The sequence below is a fragment of the Companilactobacillus kimchii DSM 13961 = JCM 10707 genome, from assembly GCF_001435445.1.
Classification (GTDB): Bacteria; Bacillota; Bacilli; order Lactobacillales; family Lactobacillaceae; genus Companilactobacillus; species Companilactobacillus kimchii.
Genome location: NZ_AZDH01000005.1, coordinates 118683 through 137698 on the forward strand (window position 1 = coordinate 118683; position 19016 = coordinate 137698).

Annotated in this window: 18 protein-coding genes and 1 pseudogene; 15 read left to right on the plus strand and 4 right to left on the minus strand. The window is 35.7% G+C overall.

The genetic code is table 11. From position 1 onward, the window contains the following. Positions 1–2: 2 nt before the first annotated feature. From sufD to FC97_RS03210, 6 genes are all read left to right on the plus strand, one after another. Positions 3–1184, plus strand: a complete 1182-nt coding sequence (sufD, locus tag FC97_RS03185; RefSeq protein ID WP_054642999.1) for a Fe-S cluster assembly protein SufD — start codon at positions 3–5, stop codon at positions 1182–1184. After that, the gene (locus FC97_RS03190; RefSeq protein ID WP_054643000.1) at positions 1156–2385 is read left to right on the plus strand and encodes an aminotransferase class V-fold PLP-dependent enzyme; all 1230 of its coding nucleotides are present in this window, start codon (positions 1156–1158) and stop codon (positions 2383–2385) included. The genes sufD and FC97_RS03190 overlap by 29 nt, the downstream gene beginning before the upstream one ends. Further along, positions 2382–2828 carry a Fe-S cluster assembly sulfur transfer protein SufU gene (sufU, locus tag FC97_RS03195; protein ID WP_054643001.1) on the plus strand — a complete coding sequence of 149 codons (447 nt, stop codon included), beginning with the start codon at positions 2382–2384 and terminating at the stop codon, positions 2826–2828. Before FC97_RS03190 ends, sufU begins: the two co-directional genes overlap by 4 nt. After that, on the plus strand, positions 2821–4212 hold the full coding sequence (gene sufB, locus FC97_RS03200) for a Fe-S cluster assembly protein SufB (RefSeq protein ID WP_371125776.1): 1392 nt from the start codon (positions 2821–2823) through the stop codon (positions 4210–4212). The genes sufU and sufB overlap by 8 nt, the downstream gene beginning before the upstream one ends. Positions 4213–4223: 11 nt before the next feature. After that, positions 4224–4535: a metal-sulfur cluster assembly factor gene (locus FC97_RS03205; protein WP_054643003.1), complete on the plus strand. Its 312-nt coding sequence runs from the start codon at positions 4224–4226 to the stop codon at positions 4533–4535. Positions 4536–4971: 436 nt separating this feature from the next. Then, a complete protein-coding gene (locus FC97_RS03210) occupies positions 4972–5868 on the plus strand; it encodes a serine hydrolase (protein WP_225868736.1) in 897 nt (298 codons plus the stop codon). A 39-nt stretch (positions 5869–5907) separates the two neighbouring features. On the opposite strand, the gene FC97_RS03215 is transcribed toward FC97_RS03210, so the two are convergent. After that, positions 5908–6498 carry a TetR/AcrR family transcriptional regulator gene (locus FC97_RS03215; protein ID WP_054643004.1) on the minus strand — a complete coding sequence of 197 codons (591 nt, stop codon included), beginning with the start codon at positions 6496–6498 and terminating at the stop codon, positions 5908–5910. A 156-nt stretch (positions 6499–6654) separates the two neighbouring features. Between FC97_RS03215 and FC97_RS03220 the strand changes: the two genes are divergently transcribed. The 7 genes and pseudogenes from FC97_RS03220 to FC97_RS03250 all read left to right on the plus strand — a co-directional run bounded on the left by FC97_RS03220 (position 6655) and on the right by FC97_RS03250 (position 13805). Next, positions 6655–7338, plus strand: a complete 684-nt coding sequence (locus tag FC97_RS03220) for a hypothetical protein (RefSeq protein WP_054643005.1) — start codon at positions 6655–6657, stop codon at positions 7336–7338. Further along, positions 7339–8313, plus strand: coding sequence for an SIR2 family NAD-dependent protein deacylase (locus tag FC97_RS03225; RefSeq protein ID WP_054643006.1), 975 nt, complete (start codon positions 7339–7341; stop codon positions 8311–8313). A gap of 172 nt (positions 8314–8485) precedes the next feature. Continuing rightward, positions 8486–8794, plus strand: coding sequence for a PTS sugar transporter subunit IIB (locus FC97_RS03230; RefSeq protein ID WP_054643007.1), 309 nt, complete (start codon positions 8486–8488; stop codon positions 8792–8794). A gap of 33 nt (positions 8795–8827) precedes the next feature. Further along, positions 8828–10063: a PTS sugar transporter subunit IIC gene (locus FC97_RS03235; RefSeq protein ID WP_056967786.1), complete on the plus strand. Its 1236-nt coding sequence runs from the start codon at positions 8828–8830 to the stop codon at positions 10061–10063. 26 nt (positions 10064–10089) lie between these two features. Beyond that, complete coding sequence (locus tag FC97_RS03240; RefSeq protein ID WP_054643008.1) at positions 10090–10428, plus strand: PTS sugar transporter subunit IIA; 339 nt, start codon at positions 10090–10092, stop codon at positions 10426–10428. A gap of 11 nt (positions 10429–10439) precedes the next feature. After that, positions 10440–11865, plus strand: a pseudogene (locus FC97_RS03245) (glycoside hydrolase family 1 protein). A 29-nt stretch (positions 11866–11894) separates the two neighbouring features. Then, positions 11895–13805, plus strand: a complete 1911-nt coding sequence (locus tag FC97_RS03250) for a BglG family transcription antiterminator (RefSeq protein ID WP_056967788.1) — start codon at positions 11895–11897, stop codon at positions 13803–13805. A gap of 41 nt (positions 13806–13846) precedes the next feature. On the opposite strand, the gene FC97_RS03255 is transcribed toward FC97_RS03250, so the two are convergent. Further along, a complete protein-coding gene (locus FC97_RS03255; RefSeq protein WP_056967790.1) occupies positions 13847–14680 on the minus strand; it encodes a hypothetical protein in 834 nt (277 codons plus the stop codon). Next, positions 14673–15008, minus strand: coding sequence for a PadR family transcriptional regulator (locus FC97_RS03260; protein ID WP_056967791.1), 336 nt, complete (start codon positions 15006–15008; stop codon positions 14673–14675). The genes FC97_RS03255 and FC97_RS03260 overlap by 8 nt, the downstream gene beginning before the upstream one ends. 111 nt (positions 15009–15119) lie before the next feature. On the opposite strand from FC97_RS03260, the gene FC97_RS03265 reads away from it, so the two are divergent. Then, the gene (locus FC97_RS03265; protein WP_082397536.1) at positions 15120–16352 is read left to right on the plus strand and encodes a DUF389 domain-containing protein; all 1233 of its coding nucleotides are present in this window, start codon (positions 15120–15122) and stop codon (positions 16350–16352) included. 214 nt (positions 16353–16566) lie between these two features. Here the strand turns inward: FC97_RS03265 and celB are convergent, their stop codons facing one another. Continuing rightward, entirely contained in the window at positions 16567–17919 is a 1353-nt protein-coding gene (gene celB / locus FC97_RS03270; protein WP_054643015.1) for a PTS cellobiose transporter subunit IIC, read from the minus strand. 505 nt (positions 17920–18424) lie between these two features. Between celB and FC97_RS03275 the strand changes: the two genes are divergently transcribed. Then, positions 18425–18964: a dihydrofolate reductase family protein gene (locus FC97_RS03275; RefSeq protein ID WP_054643016.1), complete on the plus strand. Its 540-nt coding sequence runs from the start codon at positions 18425–18427 to the stop codon at positions 18962–18964. The last annotated feature ends 52 nt before the right edge of the window (positions 18965–19016 follow it).

Consider the following 19016-nt stretch of genomic DNA (forward strand, 5'->3'; position numbering starts at 1 on the left):
TTATGACACTAGAAAAATTTGCGACGACAACAGATGAACCAACTTGGTTTACTCAAAAAAGACAGGCATCTTTTGAGCTGATGGATAAGTTGTCTTTGCCTAAGATGCAACGTTTTAATTTCAGTAGTTGGCAATTAACACCATCAACCGAGACGATTATTAAGACCAATGTGCCAACAGCTTGTGATGATTATATTTTGATGGATATTTTTGATGCTATGACAGCGTACCCAGAAATGGTTCAAAAGTACTTCATGAATAAAGTTATAAAATCTGACGAAAATAAAATGACAGCGTACCATACAGCATTCATGAATCAAGGTATTTTTCTGTATGTGCCTGAAAATACTGTAGTTCAAAAACCAATCGAAATTGAGCTAAAACAAGATTCCCACCAACCTTTTATTTCACACGTTTTAATTGTGGCAGGTGAAAATTCAAAGTTCTCCTTTATTCAAAGAACTAGAACTGAAGGTGACGCGAAAAGTGTTGCTAACTGTGTAGTTGAAGTAATGGCGATGCCTAATAGTGAAGTGAGATATGCGGCAGTCGATGAAATGGGTGAGAATGTTACTTCCTATTTAAGCCGTCGTGCCTACGTCGATCAAAATGCTTACGTTGATTGGTCAATTGGGCTGATGAATTCTGGCAATACGGTAGCTGATTTTGACACCGATTTGTTTGGTGAAGGTGCTCATTCAGAAATTAAAGTTGTTGATATCACTTCAGGACAACAGCAAGAAGGTGTGAATACTCGAGTTACTAATTATGGCAAACATTCCATTGGTAATATTAATCAACGTGGAGTTATCATGGATCGTTCACGTCTGATTTTTAATGGTATTGGTCATATTATCAAAGGTGCTTCAGGGGCCAATGCGGAACAGCAGAACCGAGTTATGATGATGTCAAGTGAAGCCCATGGTGATGCTAATCCAATTCTTTTGATTGATGAAAATGATGTTTTGGCTGGACATGCAGCAAGTGTTGGTCAGGTCGATCAGAGACAACTCTACTATTTGATGAGTCGTGGGATTGATCGTAAAACAGCTCAACGGATGGTTATTCGAGGATTCTTAGGTGATGTACTAGTTTCAATTCCTTCTAAAGCTATCCGTAAGGAATTAATCCAAACGATTGAGAGGAAATTGGCCGATGGACAAACAGTTGCAACAAATTCGTAAGGATTTTCCAATCCTTAATCAAAAAGTAAACGATGAACCACTAGTATATTTGGATAATGCTGCTACTAGTCAGAAACCTAATCAGGTTATCGATGAAATCGTTCGTTATTATCAAAATGATAACGCTAATACTCGTCGAGGTGTGCATACCTTAGGTGAGAGAGCTACTGAAGAATTTGAAGCTGCCCGTCAAAAGGTGCAACAGTTTATCAATGCTAAAGAGAGTCGAGAAATTATTTTCACTAAGGGTGCAACTGACAGTTTGAATTTAGTCGCAAGTACTTATGGTGAGGACAATATCGAAGCTGGTGACGAAATCGTCATTTCCGTTATGGAACATCACAGCAATTTGATTCCTTGGCAACAATTGGCAAATCGTAAAAAGGCTGTCTTGAAATATATCGGTTTAACAGCTGACGGTCAATTAGATATGGCTGATGCAAGAAAGCAAATTACTGATAAAACAAAAATTGTTTCTATTGTCCATGCCAGCAACGTTCTTGGCGTTACTAATGATATTAAACAGCTGGCTAAAATTGCTCATGCTCATAACGCTATTATGGTAGCTGATGGTGCACAGGCAGTTCCCCATATGTCAGTTGATGTTCAGGACTTAGATGTTGATTTCTACGCCTTTTCAGGACACAAAATGTTGGCTCCAATGGGGATCGGTGTTTTGTATGGTAAAGCTGATTTGTTGAAAGCCATGTCGCCTTATCAATATGGTGGTGAAATGATTGATTTCGTTGAGAAATATCAAAGTACCTGGACCGATATTCCTTGGAAATTTGAAGCCGGAACACAAAATGTATCTGGTGCTGTCGGATTAAGTAAAGCGATTGATTATTTAAGTGGTATCGGCATGGAAAATGTTGAAAACTATGAGAAAGAATTAGTATCGTATGTCTTACCCAAATTGCTTGAGATCGATGGATTAACAGTTTATGGACCACAAGATGCTGATCATCACAGTGGAGTCATTTCATTTAATCTTAAAGGGTTACATCCACATGATGTAGCCACTGCTTTGGATATGGATGGAGTAGCGATTCGAGCTGGCCATCATTGTGCTCAACCACTGATGAAATATTTGGATTTAGTAGCCACAGCTCGAGCTAGTTTTTACATTTACAACAATAAGCAGGATGCTGATGAATTGATTCAGGCAATCTGTGACACAAAGGAGTTTTTCAAAGTATGAGTTTAAATGGATTAAACAGTTTGTACCGTGAAGTTATCTTGGATCATTCTGAACATCCACATCATAAGCAAAGTTTGTCTGAAGCAACGAACAAGATTACTTTGAAGAATCCAACTTGTGGTGATGTGATCAATTTAGAAATTAAATTAGATGGCGATAAGATAACTGATATTGGCTTTACTGGTGAAGGTTGTACGATCAGTCAGTCTTCCGCTAGTATGATGACCGATGCGGTTCTCAATAAAACAACAACTGAGAGTTTGGAGATGGCACATATCTTTTCAGATATGATCATGGGTAAAAAACACTCTCAAAGTGATTTAGATAAATTAGGTGATGCTGCAATTTTGTCCAGTATTATGCAGTTTCCCGCTAGAATTAAATGTGCCACCTTATGTTGGTGGGCATTGAGAAAGTCGTTAGGAGATGAAGACGATGATTGATTTAAATGATTCAGATTACGAGTATGGTTTTCATGATGACATCAAACCAAAGTATTCGACAGGCCGCGGTTTAACTGAAGAAACGGTCAGACAAATTTCAGCCGAAAAAAATGAACCACAGTGGATGTTAGATTATCGTCTGAAATCCTATGAAGCTTACAAAAAGCTGCCAATGCCAACATATGGTCCAGATCTTTCCAAACTTGATCTGAAGAATATGCTTTATTATCAAAAAATGACTGATAGAAAATATCGTGATTGGGAAGATGTTCCCGATAAAATGAAAGAAACTTTTGACCGCTTGGGTGTACCAGAAGCCGAAAGAAAATACTTGGGTGGGTCTTCAGCGCAGTATGAATCTGAAGTGGTTTATCACAATATGCGTGAAGAATTTGCTAAGTTGGGGATTATCTTTACTGATTCAGATACAGCTTTGAAGGAATATCCAGAGCTATTCAAGAAATGGTTTGGAAAATTAGTGAAACCAACTGATAACAAATTTGCAGCTTTGAATGGAGCTGTTTGGTCAGGTGGTTCATTCATTTACGTACCAAAGGGTGTCAGAACTGATATTCCAATTCAATCGTATTTTCGTTTGAATTCGGAAAACTCTGGTCAGTTTGAAAGAACATTGATCATTGTTGATGAAGGAGCCAAAGTTGACTATGTTGAAGGTTGCACGGCACCAAATTACTCATCTGATAGTTTGCATGCGGCAGTAGTTGAAGTTAACGTGCAAAAGGATGCTTATTGCCGTTATACTACGATTCAGAATTGGTCCGATAATGTTTACAGCCTGGAAACTAAACGTGCTGCTGCTGAAGAGAACGCCACAATGGAATGGGTCGATGGTAACTTAGGTTCTAAGGTCACGATGAAGTATCCAAGTGTTTACTTGAATGGGGAGAATGCCCGTGGCACAATGCTGTCAATTGCGGTGGCAAGTAACGGGATTCATCAGGATTCTGGTGCCAGAATGATTCATAATGCTAAGAATACTTCTAGTTCAATCGTTTCTAAATCAATCGCTAAAACTGGTGGTTCAGTTGACTATCGTGGTACAGTTCGCTTTGGCAAACACTCTGATGGATCAAAAGCCCACGTTGAATGCGACACGATTATTATGGATGATCAGTCTTCATCTGATACAATACCTTATAATGAAATTGATAATGCTAACGTTTCAATGGAACATGAGGCTCGAGTTTCTAAAATTTCAGAAGAACAGCTTTATTATTTGATGAGTCGAGGGATTTCTGAGGAAAAAGCTACTGAAATGATTGTCATGGGATTCGTGGAGCCATTTACAAAAAAACTCCCAATGGAATATGCCGTCGAATTAAACCGTTTGATCAGTTTTGAGATGGAAGGTTCAATTGGTTAAAGGATAAGATTATGACAGAAAAAAAGGATCTAGTTATGGAGGCCTTAGAGGATGTGATCGATCCGGAATTAGGAATCGACATTGTGAACTTAGGTTTGATCTATGGAGTAAGCATTGAACATGAAAATAAAGCCGTAGTGACAATGACCTTGACCACAATGGGATGTCCTTTGAGCGATATGTTACATGATTCGATTGTAGAGGCTGCCGAAACAGTTGAGGGAATCAGTGAATGTGAAGTTGAGTTAGTCTGGTATCCAACTTGGGATATTTCCAGAATGAGTCGGTATGCTCGAATTTCGCTGGGAATCTTTGGGGGATAAACATACTACTGACCGATTTCCTGATTCTAATATTATTGATGTTTTAAAACTTTTGAAGAAATTTAAATCAAAAGAACGACCTCTATTAAGTATTCAAGATATATTCTTTACTTGAATCTCTTAATAGAGGTCGTTCTTGTTTTATTAGGCTAAACATTTTATAAAATTATGAATTAAATATACTTATCTCAGAAGAATAAGTAAAATACTATCTAGTCTGTAGTAAGAATTGGGAATTTAAGCAAATTGGTTTTTGATTTTTATTTCAGTGATGTAACAAAATTTACAAATTGTTAAAAGAGTTGTAATGAAATCGTATAAAGAAAATTCATAAATAGCTCGTATAATTGACTTTATTAAATTTTTACAATTAATGGGATGAGGTAATCTTATACGAGTCAAAAGAAGAAAGTTCAAAAAATATTTGAGGGTTCTTTTGATTGCAACAATAATAATCGTTGGTAGTCTGAGTTATTTCTTCAATAATTCATATGCATCAACTATTATTGACAATTTTAAAACTGAGCAAGCAATTAAAAAGAAACAAAAAATTATTCAAACCAATCTGACTAACTACCTGAATACAGTTACCAAGGATGGTACTGCTAGTGTTAGTTTTTACAATTTAGGTGCAGAAAGTGGCAGTGCCGCGGCTAATAGTAAATATGCCAAACTTTATCAAACGGGTAGTTTGGAAACTGAATCAAATGCCCATGCAGTTAAAACAGCTGCTAGTACATATAAATTGTATTTAACAGCTTACTTGATGAATCAAAAGGCGAATGGTAATTTTAGTTGGACGACTGAGAATACTGATAGTTTTGACAAGATGATCGTTAATAGTGAGAATGATTTTGCGGAAACACAAATTGACAAGTATGGTGCTAGTACGATCAGTACCTTCATTAAAAAACAAGGTTGGTATCCATCAGTTTTCCAAGATGGACAGGCTGCCAAAACAACTAGTTACAGTCTGCAACTGTTGCTAGAAGATTTAGCTACCGGAAAAGGTGCCTATGAAAATGAATCTGATCAAGCGAAGATTTTGAATTTAATGGGCCAGCAAATTTATCGAACCGGAATCCCTGCTGGAGCATCCGCCGCCGATAGTGGAACAACTGTCCAAGATAAAGTTGGTTTTCTAAATGATACGAACAATGATGCCGGTATTGTGACGTTGCCAAATGGACAAAAATATATTTTAGTAGTTATGACAAATGGCCATAATCAAAGTGGTTTGAGTGGCTTTTCAAGGATTGCTGAAATCACAAAGAATGTACAGAAGATTGTTTATGGCTCAGATGCCGGAAGTAAAATTGAAAATTATTCTTAATTAAAGAAGTCGAGGTTATCCTCGGCTTTTTTTGCACTATTAATTTTTTAAAGAATTATAACCAGCACCAGTAAATTTATTTAACAGTTGGAGTTCATGATACCAAGAGTCATTTTTTACAAAATGGTGTCGTTTATTAATGGCAAATGATCCGTGAATTGAGTAGATGAAGAGTAATTCGGCATCCGCTTCATTAAGACCAGTTCTTCGCTGAATAGACGGAATCATCCGTGATTTTTCGTGGGCAACGATACGACCAATAATATAATCGCTCAGGGTAGAATCCATTAAGAGTTTGCGATATTTGGAAGAATCAGCGATTCTTTGACAAGCCGGTAACATTGATTCATTTTCTCGTAATAAGTCAATGCTGAGATTAGAAGGGTCAATGTTATCACTACGATTCGTTTCATCCTTGAATAATAAGGCGTCGTCCAAAACAGAATTTAAAACGTCAGTCAGATTATCGAAGTGTAAGTAGAAAGTAGAACGGGTGATTTCCGCTTCACGACATAATTTGGCCACATTGAGTTGATTGTATGGCTCGTGTTTAATCAATTCTAAAAAAGAATCCTTAATAATATTAATAGTATAAATAGTTCGACGGTCTGGCTTACGATTTTTTTGCATATAAACTCCTTAACACAATTTAAAAACTGTTTATAACATGAATTAAATTCAAAATGTGTACTTAAGTTTGAATTCGTTCTCATGTATTTTAAATATATTCAATACAGTGTGTACATAATTATACATTATGTTAATTAATTTGTTAAAGGAGATAAAATGGAAAAACGGATAGAGCAAGCTCGCAAATTGATTGATGAAAGTGATGCAATTCTTGTTAGTGCAAGCAATGGCCTGTCTATTTCAGAAGGATACAACATATTTGCTGATGACGAAAATTTTGAAAATTACTTTAATCATTTCAAGATTGTTTACGGCATTAGCAGTTTGATTCAAGGTGTTTTTGCACAATTGCCGGCGCCAAATCATCAAGAATTCATGAGAAAAGTTCATCAATATTTAATTGAGGATTATAAGCCGACAGAAACATTTCAAAGTCTCAATAAAATACTTAAACCAAAAGATTATTTCATTCTGACATCAAACGCCGATAAACATTTTCAATTAAACGGTTTTTCCGATGAAAACATTTGGGAAATTGAAGGTAACTTTGATGGATTGAATATGAATTCTGAAGCTTGGAATGAACAACGAAATAGGTTCGTTGAATTTGCTCAAAAGAATAAAAATAAGAAAATCTTACAACTGGAGTTAGGTATAGGTTCTAAAAATAAAATGATTAAGGCTCCATTAATGGATATGGTGGCAGATCATCCAGCTTGGAATTATCTAACTTTGAATATGCCGCAAGAAATTTATATTGATCCTAAAATTGAGCATCAATCTGTAGCCTTGCCAGGAAATATTGATACTACTTTTAAAGAATTATTGGAGGAAAATTAAATGAGCTTATCTTTTTATGAACAATTAGTAATGAAGACACAAACCAACTATTCACAATTTTTTAATGTATACGCCAGTGGCAAAACACCGGTTAAATTGACTAGTAGAGCACCTTTGCCATATGAGGAACAAATCAATATTTTAGCCAAAAAAATTAATGAAGCGGATCATATTTTGGTAGGTGGAGCTTCAGGATTATCCGCTGCAGGTGGTGGTGACTTCTATTATGAAGATAACGAATCTTTTAGAAAATATTTCGGAAAATTTGCCGAGAAATATGGTATAAAAGGGGCCTTCTCTGGAATGCAATATCGTTGGCCAAGCCGTGAAGAGTATTGGGGCTATTTGGCAACTTTTCTTCATACGACGCAACATGCGGAAATAAGAAAACCATATAAAGATTTGCAAGCTATTTTGCAAGATAAAGACTACTTTATTTTGACCACGAATCAAGATACTCAAGCAATAAAAGCTTTTCCAGAGGACAAAGTTGCTCAGATTCAAGGGGATCATCGTTTCTTTCAGTGTTCTGCACAATGTAGTGATGAAGTGTGGGATGCGGTCAAACCAGTTGAGGAAATGGTCCAAGCTATGGGGGATGACACTAAAGTGCCAACAGAACTAATACCTCGTTGTCCTAATTGCGGAGCGGAAGCTTTTCCTTGGGTCAGAGGTTATGGAAACTTCTTGGAAGGTACTAGATATCATCAGGAATATCAAAAGGTTTCAGATGATGTTTTGACACATCTACATGACAATCATCTTCTCATGATCGAATTAGGAGTTGGTCGTATGACACCAATGTTTATTCAAGAACCATTCTGGGCCCTAACAGGAAGTCTTGAAGGTTCATATGATGTCATGATCAACCGTGATCATCAATTTTTACCAGAGGAAATTAAAGATAAAGGTCAAGCTATTAAAGGAGATATTTCTCAAGCTCTAGCAGATGTTAGAACTGTATTGGGAAAATAAATAGTTAGTAAAAGAGTCGAGGTTATCCTCGGCTTTTTTTGTCTAGAAAGTTTGTCACTAGGAGGGTGACAAAACTAAATGTAACCGTATTCAGAAATAACTTACTATATAACCGTAAAGAGAAACAGATAACAAAGCATATAAATTAAAAAATATTACGGAGGTAAGTATTATGAGTAAAAGTATTCTATTGATTTGTGGTTCAGGAGCATCATCAGGTTTTATGGCAGCTAATATGAGAAAGGCAGCTAAGAAAGAAGGTCTTGATTACAAAATTAAGGCTCGTAGTGAATCAGAATTAGGCGATTATATGGATGATATTGACGCTTTAATGGTTGGTCCACATTTAAAGGCTGAATTTGATGCTATCAAAGCACGTGTCCCCGAAAATGTAACAGTAGTTTTAATGCATTCTGATTATTACTCAATTCTTGATGGTAAAGGTGCTATTGCACATCTGAAAGAAGAATTAGGAGATTAGTAAAAGGAAAAGTAAATTGGGGAGTGTGCCAAAATGAATAAATTTATGGATTTTCTCAATAATAAATTTGCGCCAAAAGCTCAAGTTGTTGGGAATAATCAATGGATCGTAACGTTAAAAAATTCCGTACTTGAAGTATTGCCTTTCATTCTAGTTGGTTCAGTAGTCAGTCTATTAAATATTCCGGGTAACTTTTGGAAATGGTGGCCTGATTTTTCACCAGTAAGTAATTTTACCTTTGGATTATTGTCTATTTTTGTGGCATTTCTAGTTCCGTTTAATTATATGGAGTTCAAAAAACTAAAGAAACAAAGAATTATTGCTGGATTAACATCAGTAGCTTTGTTCTTAATGTTGATTAACCCTAAGTTTACTAACTCGGGAGCTACTGCTTCATTTAGTTTTAGCGAATTTGGTGCTGGTGGTATGTTTGTTGCCATTATTGTTGCTATTTTCGTCAGCCTAATTATGGAAGGATTTGGAAGATTTTCCTTCTTTAGCGAAGATACAGTGATTCCCGATTTTGTTACGTCGTGGTTCGATTCAATGCTACCAATAGGAATCATCATTATCGTGGGCTGGGTATTAGTTGATGTAGCTCATTTCAATATGTATAACGCAATTCAATCAATATTTGCACCATTAGCAACGGGTGCTGACACGATTTATGGATTTACATTTATTCTGTTCTTAGATTGTTTTATTTACTCAATGGGTATTTCAGGTTGGGTTTTATCACCAATTACGCAACCTTTAATGTTGGGTGGTATTGCTGCAAACGTTGCTGCGGTAGCCGCTGGAAATCCCGCAACACATGTATTTACTAGTGAAGTTATATACAGTGGATGGGCATGGATTGGTGGTGTTGGATGTACGATGCCATTGGCCTTAATGATGTTGTTAATGGCAAAGTCTCAACGTTTAAAGGCTTTAGGAAAAGCATGTATTGTTCCATCACTTTTCAATATCAATGAACCGCTTGTTTTCGGTACTGTCGTTTGGAATCCATACTTGATGATTCCTCTATGGATCAACGGTATTGTAATTCCAATTATTACATGGCTAGGTTTAAAAATGGGATTGGCTGCTATTCCAAAGGCTTTAATGCAAATGTGGTACATTCCATTCCCAATTTCAACATGGATTGTTAGTTCTTCTGTTGGAGCAATTATTTTAATGGCAGTTATCTTTGTTGTAGCTTGGGTCATCTGGTTCCCATTCTTTAAAGTTTATGATGGCCAAGTAGTTAAGGAAGAAGCAAAAAATTAAATTAAAGGGTTTAGGAGAAGAGACACATGTCAGAAGAAGAATTTGATAATAAGTCAGTCAAAGACACAATGGACATCATTATCAACGCTGGTGATGCTCGTGCATTTATTGCTGAAGCGCTGGATGATGTTGGTGATTTTAATTATGAAGAAGCAAAAGAAAATATAAAAAAAGCGGATGCTAAATTAGTTGTGGCACACCGTTTACAAACTAAAAAACTTCAAGAAGAAGCAGAAGGAGATAAAGTTCAATATTCAGTTCTATTCACACATGCTCAAGATACTTTAATGACTATTATGAGTGAATATAATTTGGCAAAGCATCTAATTGCTGTTTTTGAAAAACGTGATCAAAAGTCTAAATGAGGAGATAAATTATGAAAGACAATAAATATCCATATTTTCCAGATAACTTTTTATGGGGTGGTGCTCAAGCTGCTAGTCAGGCTGATGGTGCCTATAAAGAAGATGGCAAAGGATTAAACTCATCAGATGTTCAACCATACTTGAAGGGATTATCTAATGATAAAATCCAGGAACTTGAAACAGAAGGTATGACTCTGGCACAAGTGAAGGAAAACGTTAAAGATACAACTGATTATTTCCCAAAGCGTTTTGGAATTGATTTTTATCATACTTATCCAGAAGATATTAAATTGTTAGCCGATATGGGATTCAAAACATTTAGGACATCATTGGATTGGTCAAGAGTTTTTCCAAATGGTGATGACGCAGAACCTAATAAATCAGCGCTAGAGCACTACGACAAAATGATTGATTGTATGTTGAGTTATGGAATAGAACCAATCATTACAATGAACCATTATGAAACTCCAATTAACATAACTATTGAATATGGTGGTTGGCCTAATAGAAAAGTAATTCCTATGTTCGAAAAATTTGGTAAGACCTTATTGGATTGTTGTCAATCAAATTAATATGGTTCAAATCGAACCATTCTTGTCAGTCGGTGTTTGTTCAGATCAGTATGAAAATGAAGAAGAGGCACTTTATCAGGCTGTTCATAATCAAATGGTCGCAGCTGCATGGATCAAAGGGTATGCTAAGTCGTTAAATAATCCAGATATTCATATTGGGACGATGGTTGCTGACGGAACAGCTTATCCCGCTAGTTGTAAACCAGATGATGTAATTTTAACTATGCGTCAAAATCGTTTGCAATATTTCTTCACAGATGTTCAATTCCGTGGTTATTATCCTGAATATGCTAAAAATTATTTTGCTGAACGTGGAGATAAGTTAGATATCGAAGATGATGATATGGAATTGTTGGCTAACAATCATATGGATTTCTTAGCAATTTCATACTATTATTCTAAAGTTGTAGATTCGACTAAAAATGGATATCGTCCATCTGATACTAGTAAGAATCCTTATTTAAAGGAAAGCCCATGGGGATGGGCAGTTGATCCTCAAGGTTTGTATAATACGTTAAGTCAATATTGGGACAGATATCAAAAACCTATTATCATCGCTGAAAATGGGATTGGTATGTATGACAAAGTCGAGGATGGAGAAATTCATGATCCTTATCGTTCAGAATATATAAGTGCACATATTGAGCAAGTTGGTAGAGCAATTCATGATGGAGCCAAAGTAATTGCATATTGTGCTTGGGGACCAATTGATATTGTAAGTTGTTCGTCGCAACAAATGTCTAAGAGATACGGATTCATCTATGTAGATAAAGATGATGAAGGTAACGGTAGTGGTAAACGATTATTAAAAGATAGCTACTATTGGTACAAAGATGTTATTTCATCCAATGGTAAAGAAATATAAAAAAGAAGACGTATACGGAGATGAGTTATTTGCGTAAAGACCATAAGAAAGAACTATGGGACTATTTACAAAATAACCCTGGATGGCATACTTCTAATGAATTAGCTGTGGTAATTGGTGTATCTCAACGTAGTATTAAGCGCTACGCAAAAGATTTAATCGATACTGCAGCTATTTTTGTAAGTAGTGAAGGTTATAAGGCTAACCAAAAAAAGGTAAATAGTGCTACTAAACGAAATTCAGATTATGAAAGTATAAAGAGAGTTTTAATTAATGAATTTACTCAACAGAAAGAATTGAATCTCTATGATCTTGCTGATCAATTTTATTTGAGTGAGTCGACTGTTTTGAAATTGCTAAGAGAAATACAACTTTACGTAAAACCGTTTGATCTGGATTTAAAGCAAAATGGTGATAGTTGGTCACTATTAGGTAGTGAGATGGATAAACGAAAGCTGATCAGTGACATTTTATACAGAGAGTCTAAACAGACGTTTATCGGCAATGATACGATCCAAGATAGTTTTCCTGATATAAATGTAACCCAAATTTCAGAAGCTATAAAAAAATTAACAATGATAGAGAACATTTATTTGAATACCTTTGATTTTAATAATATTTTGCTACACATTGCGATAGCCACTCACCGAATCAAGAACGGTTACCAATCTCAAAACCTGGAGAAAGATAATGATGAAAAAACAGTTATTGGGAATAATGATGGAGAAAGAACCCAAGAACGAAGTTTTGGTAATAAATTAATTGATTTTGTAGAACAAGCTGAAAATATCCATTTTTCTAACTCCGAAAGACAGAGTTTAATTTTGATTGTTCAGTTCTCTATAACTAGAAAACATAGGGATCTAGAAGACAATGTTAAACACAGTACGATAGTTTTAGTAGATAATCTTATAAAATACGTTAACTCTATGCTTAATATTGATTTGAGGGTACTGAATTTTAGGGAACAATTTGCAATTCATATTCAGAGACTTTTGGAGCGCTCATCACGTGGGTATGTAGAACGGAATCCGATGACAGCTAAAATAAGAAAGTCGTCGCCAATAATTTATGAATGTGCAGTGCTTATTTCTAATCGGATGGAAGAAATTGAAGATATTACTTTAGAGGATGATGAAATTGCTTATATAGCAATGCATATTGGAAATGCCGTATCTGAATATATTAATGACCTGCATAAATTATATGTGGTAGTGTTAATGCCTGATTATCAAAGTGATAATGATGAGTTTATGAGTAGACTTGAGCGACTTTTTAGTCAGGATATTGTAATAGGCAGGGTAATTCATAATCCAGATATGATAAATGAAGTCGATTACCCAAGAAAAGTAGACTTTGTGATACAAGTTAATTCTGAATATTCATTATCCGGAATAAGACATGCTAATATTTCACAATTTTTAACACAGATTGACTATAAGGAAGTTAGTCAATTGATAGTCGCTTTAAAACATAAGCAAGAGAAAATAAACTTTACCAATAATTTAGAAAAATTTTTTCCAAAAGAAAATTTCAAAATTATTAATAATGAAACTGATCGGGAAAATTTGTTTAAAGCAATCTGTAATGAGTTGGAACAAAAGGGGATTGTGACAACTGATTTTAAAGACAGGCTGGAAGCCAGAGAGAAAATGTCTAGCACTGCTTTTGGGAGAGTTGCGATACCTCATTCTCTACAGATGATTGCTCTGAAAACTCAAGGTTATGTGGTAATTGATCCTAAAGGAATAAATTGGGATAAAGATAACAATCACGTTAATTTGATGTTTTTATTAGCCATAAATGAAAGTAACAAGCAAGCATATCGAAATATCTTTGATGACTTATCACAAATTGCCGTCGACCCTAAAAACATTGCTCGGTTGGTTAAGTCTAAGACGTATGATGAGTTTATAAAACAGTTAACTGCATTGCTTTAATAAAAAACTAGACGCCTAAAAACGTCTAGTTTTTTGTGTAATTATTGATGTTTGCGATTATTCCACTGGAAATAACCAAAGAACCAAATAATACTGAGTATGCTCAAAATAGCAGTTGTAACCAGAATAGTTTTGTTCATACTTGCAGGTGCGTAAACTTTGAAAATATTCGATAGTGCAATAACCCAAATCATCGGTTCAGCCGCAATCATGACTGGACGCCACTTAGCTTTAATCAAAAATAGTGCAGCAAGCGAACCGATAATAATAAGACTGTTGATAATAATAATTAAGTTATTCGTAATGGGGATGTTTAACATAGTTGGTTTAGTAAATTGAATGACGGTAAAGATTAAGACGGTTAAAAGACTGACGATCCAGGCACTCGCAAAACTGACAGCTTTGTGTTCAAAAATTTTGGCGTAAATAGTTTGATGAATGAGCCAAAAAGCCGCAAAGATAAGACATATCATGAAAACTCCGTTTAGGATAAAAGGCACGAGATTCAATTGCTTTTCCTGACCATTTAGTTGAATAACTAATGTCCAAATCGCCGTAATACCAAATAGTCCACCGAAAAACTTCAAACGGTCATGAAGACTAGTTTTGGTAAAGCTGGCGGTCAACTGATTGGCAGTATCGGTGGGAGCCTGTCCAAAGTAGTCTTCAGCGTTAGATCCATCATTTTGGGCATCGAGGATATCTTGAAGAATCTCTAACAACTTACTTTCAACTTCGTAGTCGTCATAGAATAACCCAGCAGTGCGGACGTAAATTAATAGCTTACTGTAATATTTTTCATTAGCAGGATTGAGTTTCTTACGTAAATCATTGTTGCTGGAAATTAGTTCCTGTACTTCGTCAGATTTAGTCATTTTGTCCACCTTTTCTTGAAATGATTTGGTTAACTACTAACTCTAGTGACTGCCATTGGTTGGCAAATTCATTCATCCGCTTTTTACCTTGATCAGTCAAAGAATAATACTTTCGTGAAGGTCCTTCCAAAGAGGGTTTACGTTGGCTACTTAAGTCGCCGCGTTTTTCCAATTTTTGAAGTAGAGGATAAACGGTACCGCCAATCAAATCAGTGAAGCCCAACTTATTTAATTTTTGGACTAACTCGTATCCGTAAACTTCACCATCAGAAATAACGAATAAAACACAGCCTTCTAGAATACCTTTGAGTAATTGAGAATTGTTCATGCTTATGACCTCACTATTATGTAATACATACTACTCAATAATATCTAATATGTAAAGCATAGTAGTTGAATCTTTGGTAAAATAGACCTGAAAATTGTGAAGTGGGGAAAAATGATGGATAATGAGGAACTTTTAAAATCAGATATTATTGATCGACATGTGCGGCAAGGTTTAGGACTCAGTTGGCTTAACTTTGCAGTTTTATTTTGTGCCACAATCATAGCCTGTGTGGGTTTGAATATGAATTCGACAGCTGTAGTCATCGGAGCTATGTTGATTTCACCAATTATGGACCCAATCATTGGAATGGGTTATGGTTTCGGTATTCGTGATACGAAACTGATCCGAAAAGCAGCGACGCTCTATCTAATTGAGTTGGTGGTTGCACTGTTGGCGGCCACGATTTATTTTTCACTATCGCCAATTAAAGATGCCAGTGATCAAATTATTGCTCGGACGCAACCAGCTATTTGGGACGTTTTAGTGGCCTTCTTCGGTGGTGTTGCCGGGATTATCGGTTCCGCCAAGAAAGATCCGGGAAATATTTTACCAGGAGTAGCGATTGCAACAGCATTGATTCCGCCTCTATCAACAGTGGGATATGGATTGAGTCAATTCAAATGGTCCATTGTTTTCAGTGCTGGATATCTATTTTTGATCAACACTTTTTTCATTGCTTTGGCAACGATGATTTGTACTTTGATTTTTAATTTGAGGACCAAAAGAGCAACTGGTATACCTCTTAAAAATCAGATATTGATTATTGCAGCAGCAATTATCATCACTATTCCCAGTTTGATTTCGGCCTCTACTTTGGTCAAACAGACCTACAATGAGACCCAATTGACCAGTTTTGTCGATAATGAATTGCCAGGATTGTATGTCGTCAATAAGCAAATCGCTAATGGGAAAATCAAATTGGTTGTTATCGGCAGTCATTTGAGTCACGCTGAGATAAATAACTTAGACGATAAGTTAAGCGACTATCAATTAGGGAGTTATAAATTACAATTTCAACAATTATCTAAAGGAAATTACTTAAGTGTGAATGCCTTTAAGAAGTATGTTGATCAGGAAAAGAATGACAGTACACAGAGTACGGCAACTGATAATAGCGATAAGAACTTGTTGAAGCTGAAGCAACAATTAACTAAGAAGTATTCAGATGATATTTCGAAAGTTTATGTTGGTCAATTGGCAAGTAAAACAAAGAGTAAGGAATCAATTATCTTGATTAAGTTGAATAAAGATAGTGAACCAAAACAGGATGAAGTTAAGAAGTATGCAGAGAATTTAGCCGATAAGTTGGGGATTGAAGCGACGGTTCACTTTACTTTAGATTAGAATTTAGGTACTAAAAAATGCTTTCGATGATTTTTCATCGAAAGCATTTTTTATTGCAAGACAAGATAGACATTGTACTTTGCTGAATAGTGGAAATGAGTTCCACAGGACAGATTCCTGTGGTTTGCTACAATATTGGAATCGCCCGTAAAGTACACGTGCAATTTCAATACTTAGGCAAATCCTCAGAGGCTAACCGCCCCTACTACGCTCTCTATGCAGCTGCTTCTGCTTCTTGTTCTTGTTTTAATAATCTGTTGTCGTAACGTTTGATAAATGGGAACCAAACTACGAATGATACAAGGGCACAGACGATTGAAAGGACAGCACCTCTCCAACTGGCAGTACCGATGAATCCACTCAAACCAACTGGTGTAGGCCATGGTTGTTGTGTAATGATCTTAGGAACTAGTTTTGACGTGAAAGCAAAGTAACTGACAAGTCCTGAAACTAGTGGAGCACCCAAGAATGGAATAAATAGATCAACGTTATAAACGATAGGTAAACCGAATAGTAAAGGTTCATTGATATTGAAGATAGCTGGAACAAGTTCAACTTTACCAATTTCCTTTAGTTGAGCTGATCTTGAGAAGAATGCTAACCAAATGGCAACACCTAAAGTAGCACCAGAACCACCGATGATAACAAAGGCGTTCAATGGATCACCAGCAAAGAAATTGTCGGCACCTTTAGCATTGGCAGCCATATTAGCCAAAATAATTGGTGTGTAGAATGAACTCATGATTGTAGCACCGTGAATACCGAACCACCATAGGAAGTGGATAAGGAAGATGATAATCAAGAATCCCCACCATGTGTTTGTAATGTCACTGATAAATGAAAATGGAATGTATAATACCTTGAATATATCTGTTCCGGCAAGAACTAGAGCTAAGTTAAGAACACTGACAACAATAGCAACACAAGCACCAGGAATCAATGAACTGAATGAGTTAGAAACACCAGCTGGAACTGATTCTGGCATTTTGATTTGCCAGTTGTGTTTAACAGTGAAGCGATAAACTTGAACTGTGATCCAACCAACAACTAAACCTGTAAAAATACCTACAGCAGCGATTCTTGTAATACCACCAGTAGATACGGCGTAGCCACCACCGATAATGTTATCTGGTTTTAGAGATTGTTGAAATTGAACGACACCGTTCTTCCAAATTAATTGTGGAACGGTAATGAAGAATGCCATTAAAAACATGAATAGAGCATTTAGTGGAACTAGATTCAAATTCTCTTCTTTTTCATAAATTTTAGTATAAGAGAATGTAAATTGACCCGCGAAGATCAAAGCCAAAATACCCATTGTGGCGTTATAGCCAGCTTGAAATAAGTTTGAAAAGCGGCCCAAACTGTTTGCATAGACAGCTGCAAATCCAGGAATTGGAAAGGCTTGGGGTAGAACATTTAAAATAAGAAAAATAGAACCAATAATGGTGAATGGAATAACACTATAACCGGCATCCATGATGGCTCTAACAAATCTAGTAGCCGCAAATTTACCGGCAAGGTTAATCATTCGGTCCTTAAAAGAACCTGTACTCTCACTTGACATAAAAATCCCTCCTTCAAAAAGTTACATTCATTATACTAATGCAAACGGTTTCAAATGTAAACCGGTTTTGAGAATAAAATCAATAAAAAATCCCTCATACTCCAATTGTATCAGGATGTCAAGACTCATTCGAATCTCTTTCAAAATGAAATTGGTATACCTTTGGTAATCGGAATTTTATATGAAAAAACTTCTATACTTTTTTGACAGTGTAGAAGTTTCTCGAATGTATATTTGAATTATTTTATTTATCGATAATATTTATAATAAAAAAGAGGACAAAAAAAGCGCTAGGTGACCACACCCAACGCTTCTTTGGATACAAGATAACCGAGAATAGTTATCTATAAATGCTGTATCAACTTAAGTATAGCAGATTATATGTAAAAAGGATACTTATTTTCATTCAAAACCTATTAATACTTTTTGTATTCTATTACATATTTATTAACTAATTTATTCTGATAGATATATAATTGTAGAAAATAAGTCGGGGGTCAGAAATATGGCACGCAAGGTTATTCTATTTATTACACAAACATTAGATGGCTATATTGCCAATTCTGATGGCAAGATTGACTTCTTATGGAATGATAAATTTTCAACAGGTAGTGTTGTAGACCGTGAGTATGAAAAATTATCCAAACGGGTTAATACTGTTATCATGGGTCGACATACATATAACCAAATCGTCAATGGCATGTCGCCCAATGATTATCCATATGCCGGCTATGAAAATTATGTGATGACAACACATCCATTGCCAGATGAAGATAATATTCACTTCGTTAATGGCGAAGTGGCAAAATTAGTCAGTGACTTAAAGGCTAAATCATCCAAAGGTGATATTTGGATCATCGGTGGTAGCAACGTGATAGCACCACTAGTGAATGCTGATCTAATTGATATCTATCATATTGGCATTGTACCTATTATATTAGGTAAGGGAATTCCACTATTTTCTGACCGGGTTGTTCCTAAAGAATTGAGTTTGGAATCTGTAAAAAAAGTGAATGAGATTGTGTATGTTGAATATTCTCGTTAGAAATTAAAAGGATGTTATAAAATATAATCAGTACAAGGCTTATTTAATATTA

Excerpts from the sequence above, each read along its gene's own strand:
- celB (WP_054643015.1), bottom strand. The coding sequence starts at position 17,919 with ATGTCAAGTGAGAGTACAGGTTCTTTTAAGGACCGAATGATTAACCTT.
- FC97_RS03240 (WP_054643008.1), top strand. The coding sequence starts at position 10,090 with ATGTCAGAAGAAGAATTTGATAATAAGTCAGTCAAAGACACAATGGAC.
- FC97_RS03265 (WP_082397536.1), top strand. The coding sequence starts at position 15,120 with ATGATGGATAATGAGGAACTTTTAAAATCAGATATTATTGATCGACAT.
- FC97_RS03190 (WP_054643000.1), top strand. The coding sequence starts at position 1,156 with ATGGACAAACAGTTGCAACAAATTCGTAAGGATTTTCCAATCCTTAAT.
- FC97_RS03260 (WP_056967791.1), bottom strand. The coding sequence starts at position 15,008 with ATGAACAATTCTCAATTACTCAAAGGTATTCTAGAAGGCTGTGTTTTA.
- FC97_RS03235 (WP_056967786.1), top strand. The coding sequence starts at position 8,828 with ATGAATAAATTTATGGATTTTCTCAATAATAAATTTGCGCCAAAAGCT.
- FC97_RS03225 (WP_054643006.1), top strand. The coding sequence starts at position 7,339 with ATGAGCTTATCTTTTTATGAACAATTAGTAATGAAGACACAAACCAAC.
- FC97_RS03220 (WP_054643005.1), top strand. The coding sequence starts at position 6,655 with ATGGAAAAACGGATAGAGCAAGCTCGCAAATTGATTGATGAAAGTGAT.
- FC97_RS03205 (WP_054643003.1), top strand. The coding sequence starts at position 4,224 with ATGACAGAAAAAAAGGATCTAGTTATGGAGGCCTTAGAGGATGTGATC.
- FC97_RS03230 (WP_054643007.1), top strand. The coding sequence starts at position 8,486 with ATGAGTAAAAGTATTCTATTGATTTGTGGTTCAGGAGCATCATCAGGT.
- FC97_RS03215 (WP_054643004.1), bottom strand. The coding sequence starts at position 6,498 with ATGCAAAAAAATCGTAAGCCAGACCGTCGAACTATTTATACTATTAAT.
- FC97_RS03275 (WP_054643016.1), top strand. The coding sequence starts at position 18,425 with ATGGCACGCAAGGTTATTCTATTTATTACACAAACATTAGATGGCTAT.
- sufB (WP_371125776.1), top strand. The coding sequence starts at position 2,821 with ATGATTGATTTAAATGATTCAGATTACGAGTATGGTTTTCATGATGAC.
- FC97_RS03255 (WP_056967790.1), bottom strand. The coding sequence starts at position 14,680 with ATGACTAAATCTGACGAAGTACAGGAACTAATTTCCAGCAACAATGAT.
- sufU (WP_054643001.1), top strand. The coding sequence starts at position 2,382 with ATGAGTTTAAATGGATTAAACAGTTTGTACCGTGAAGTTATCTTGGAT.
- sufD (WP_054642999.1), top strand. The coding sequence starts at position 3 with ATGACACTAGAAAAATTTGCGACGACAACAGATGAACCAACTTGGTTT.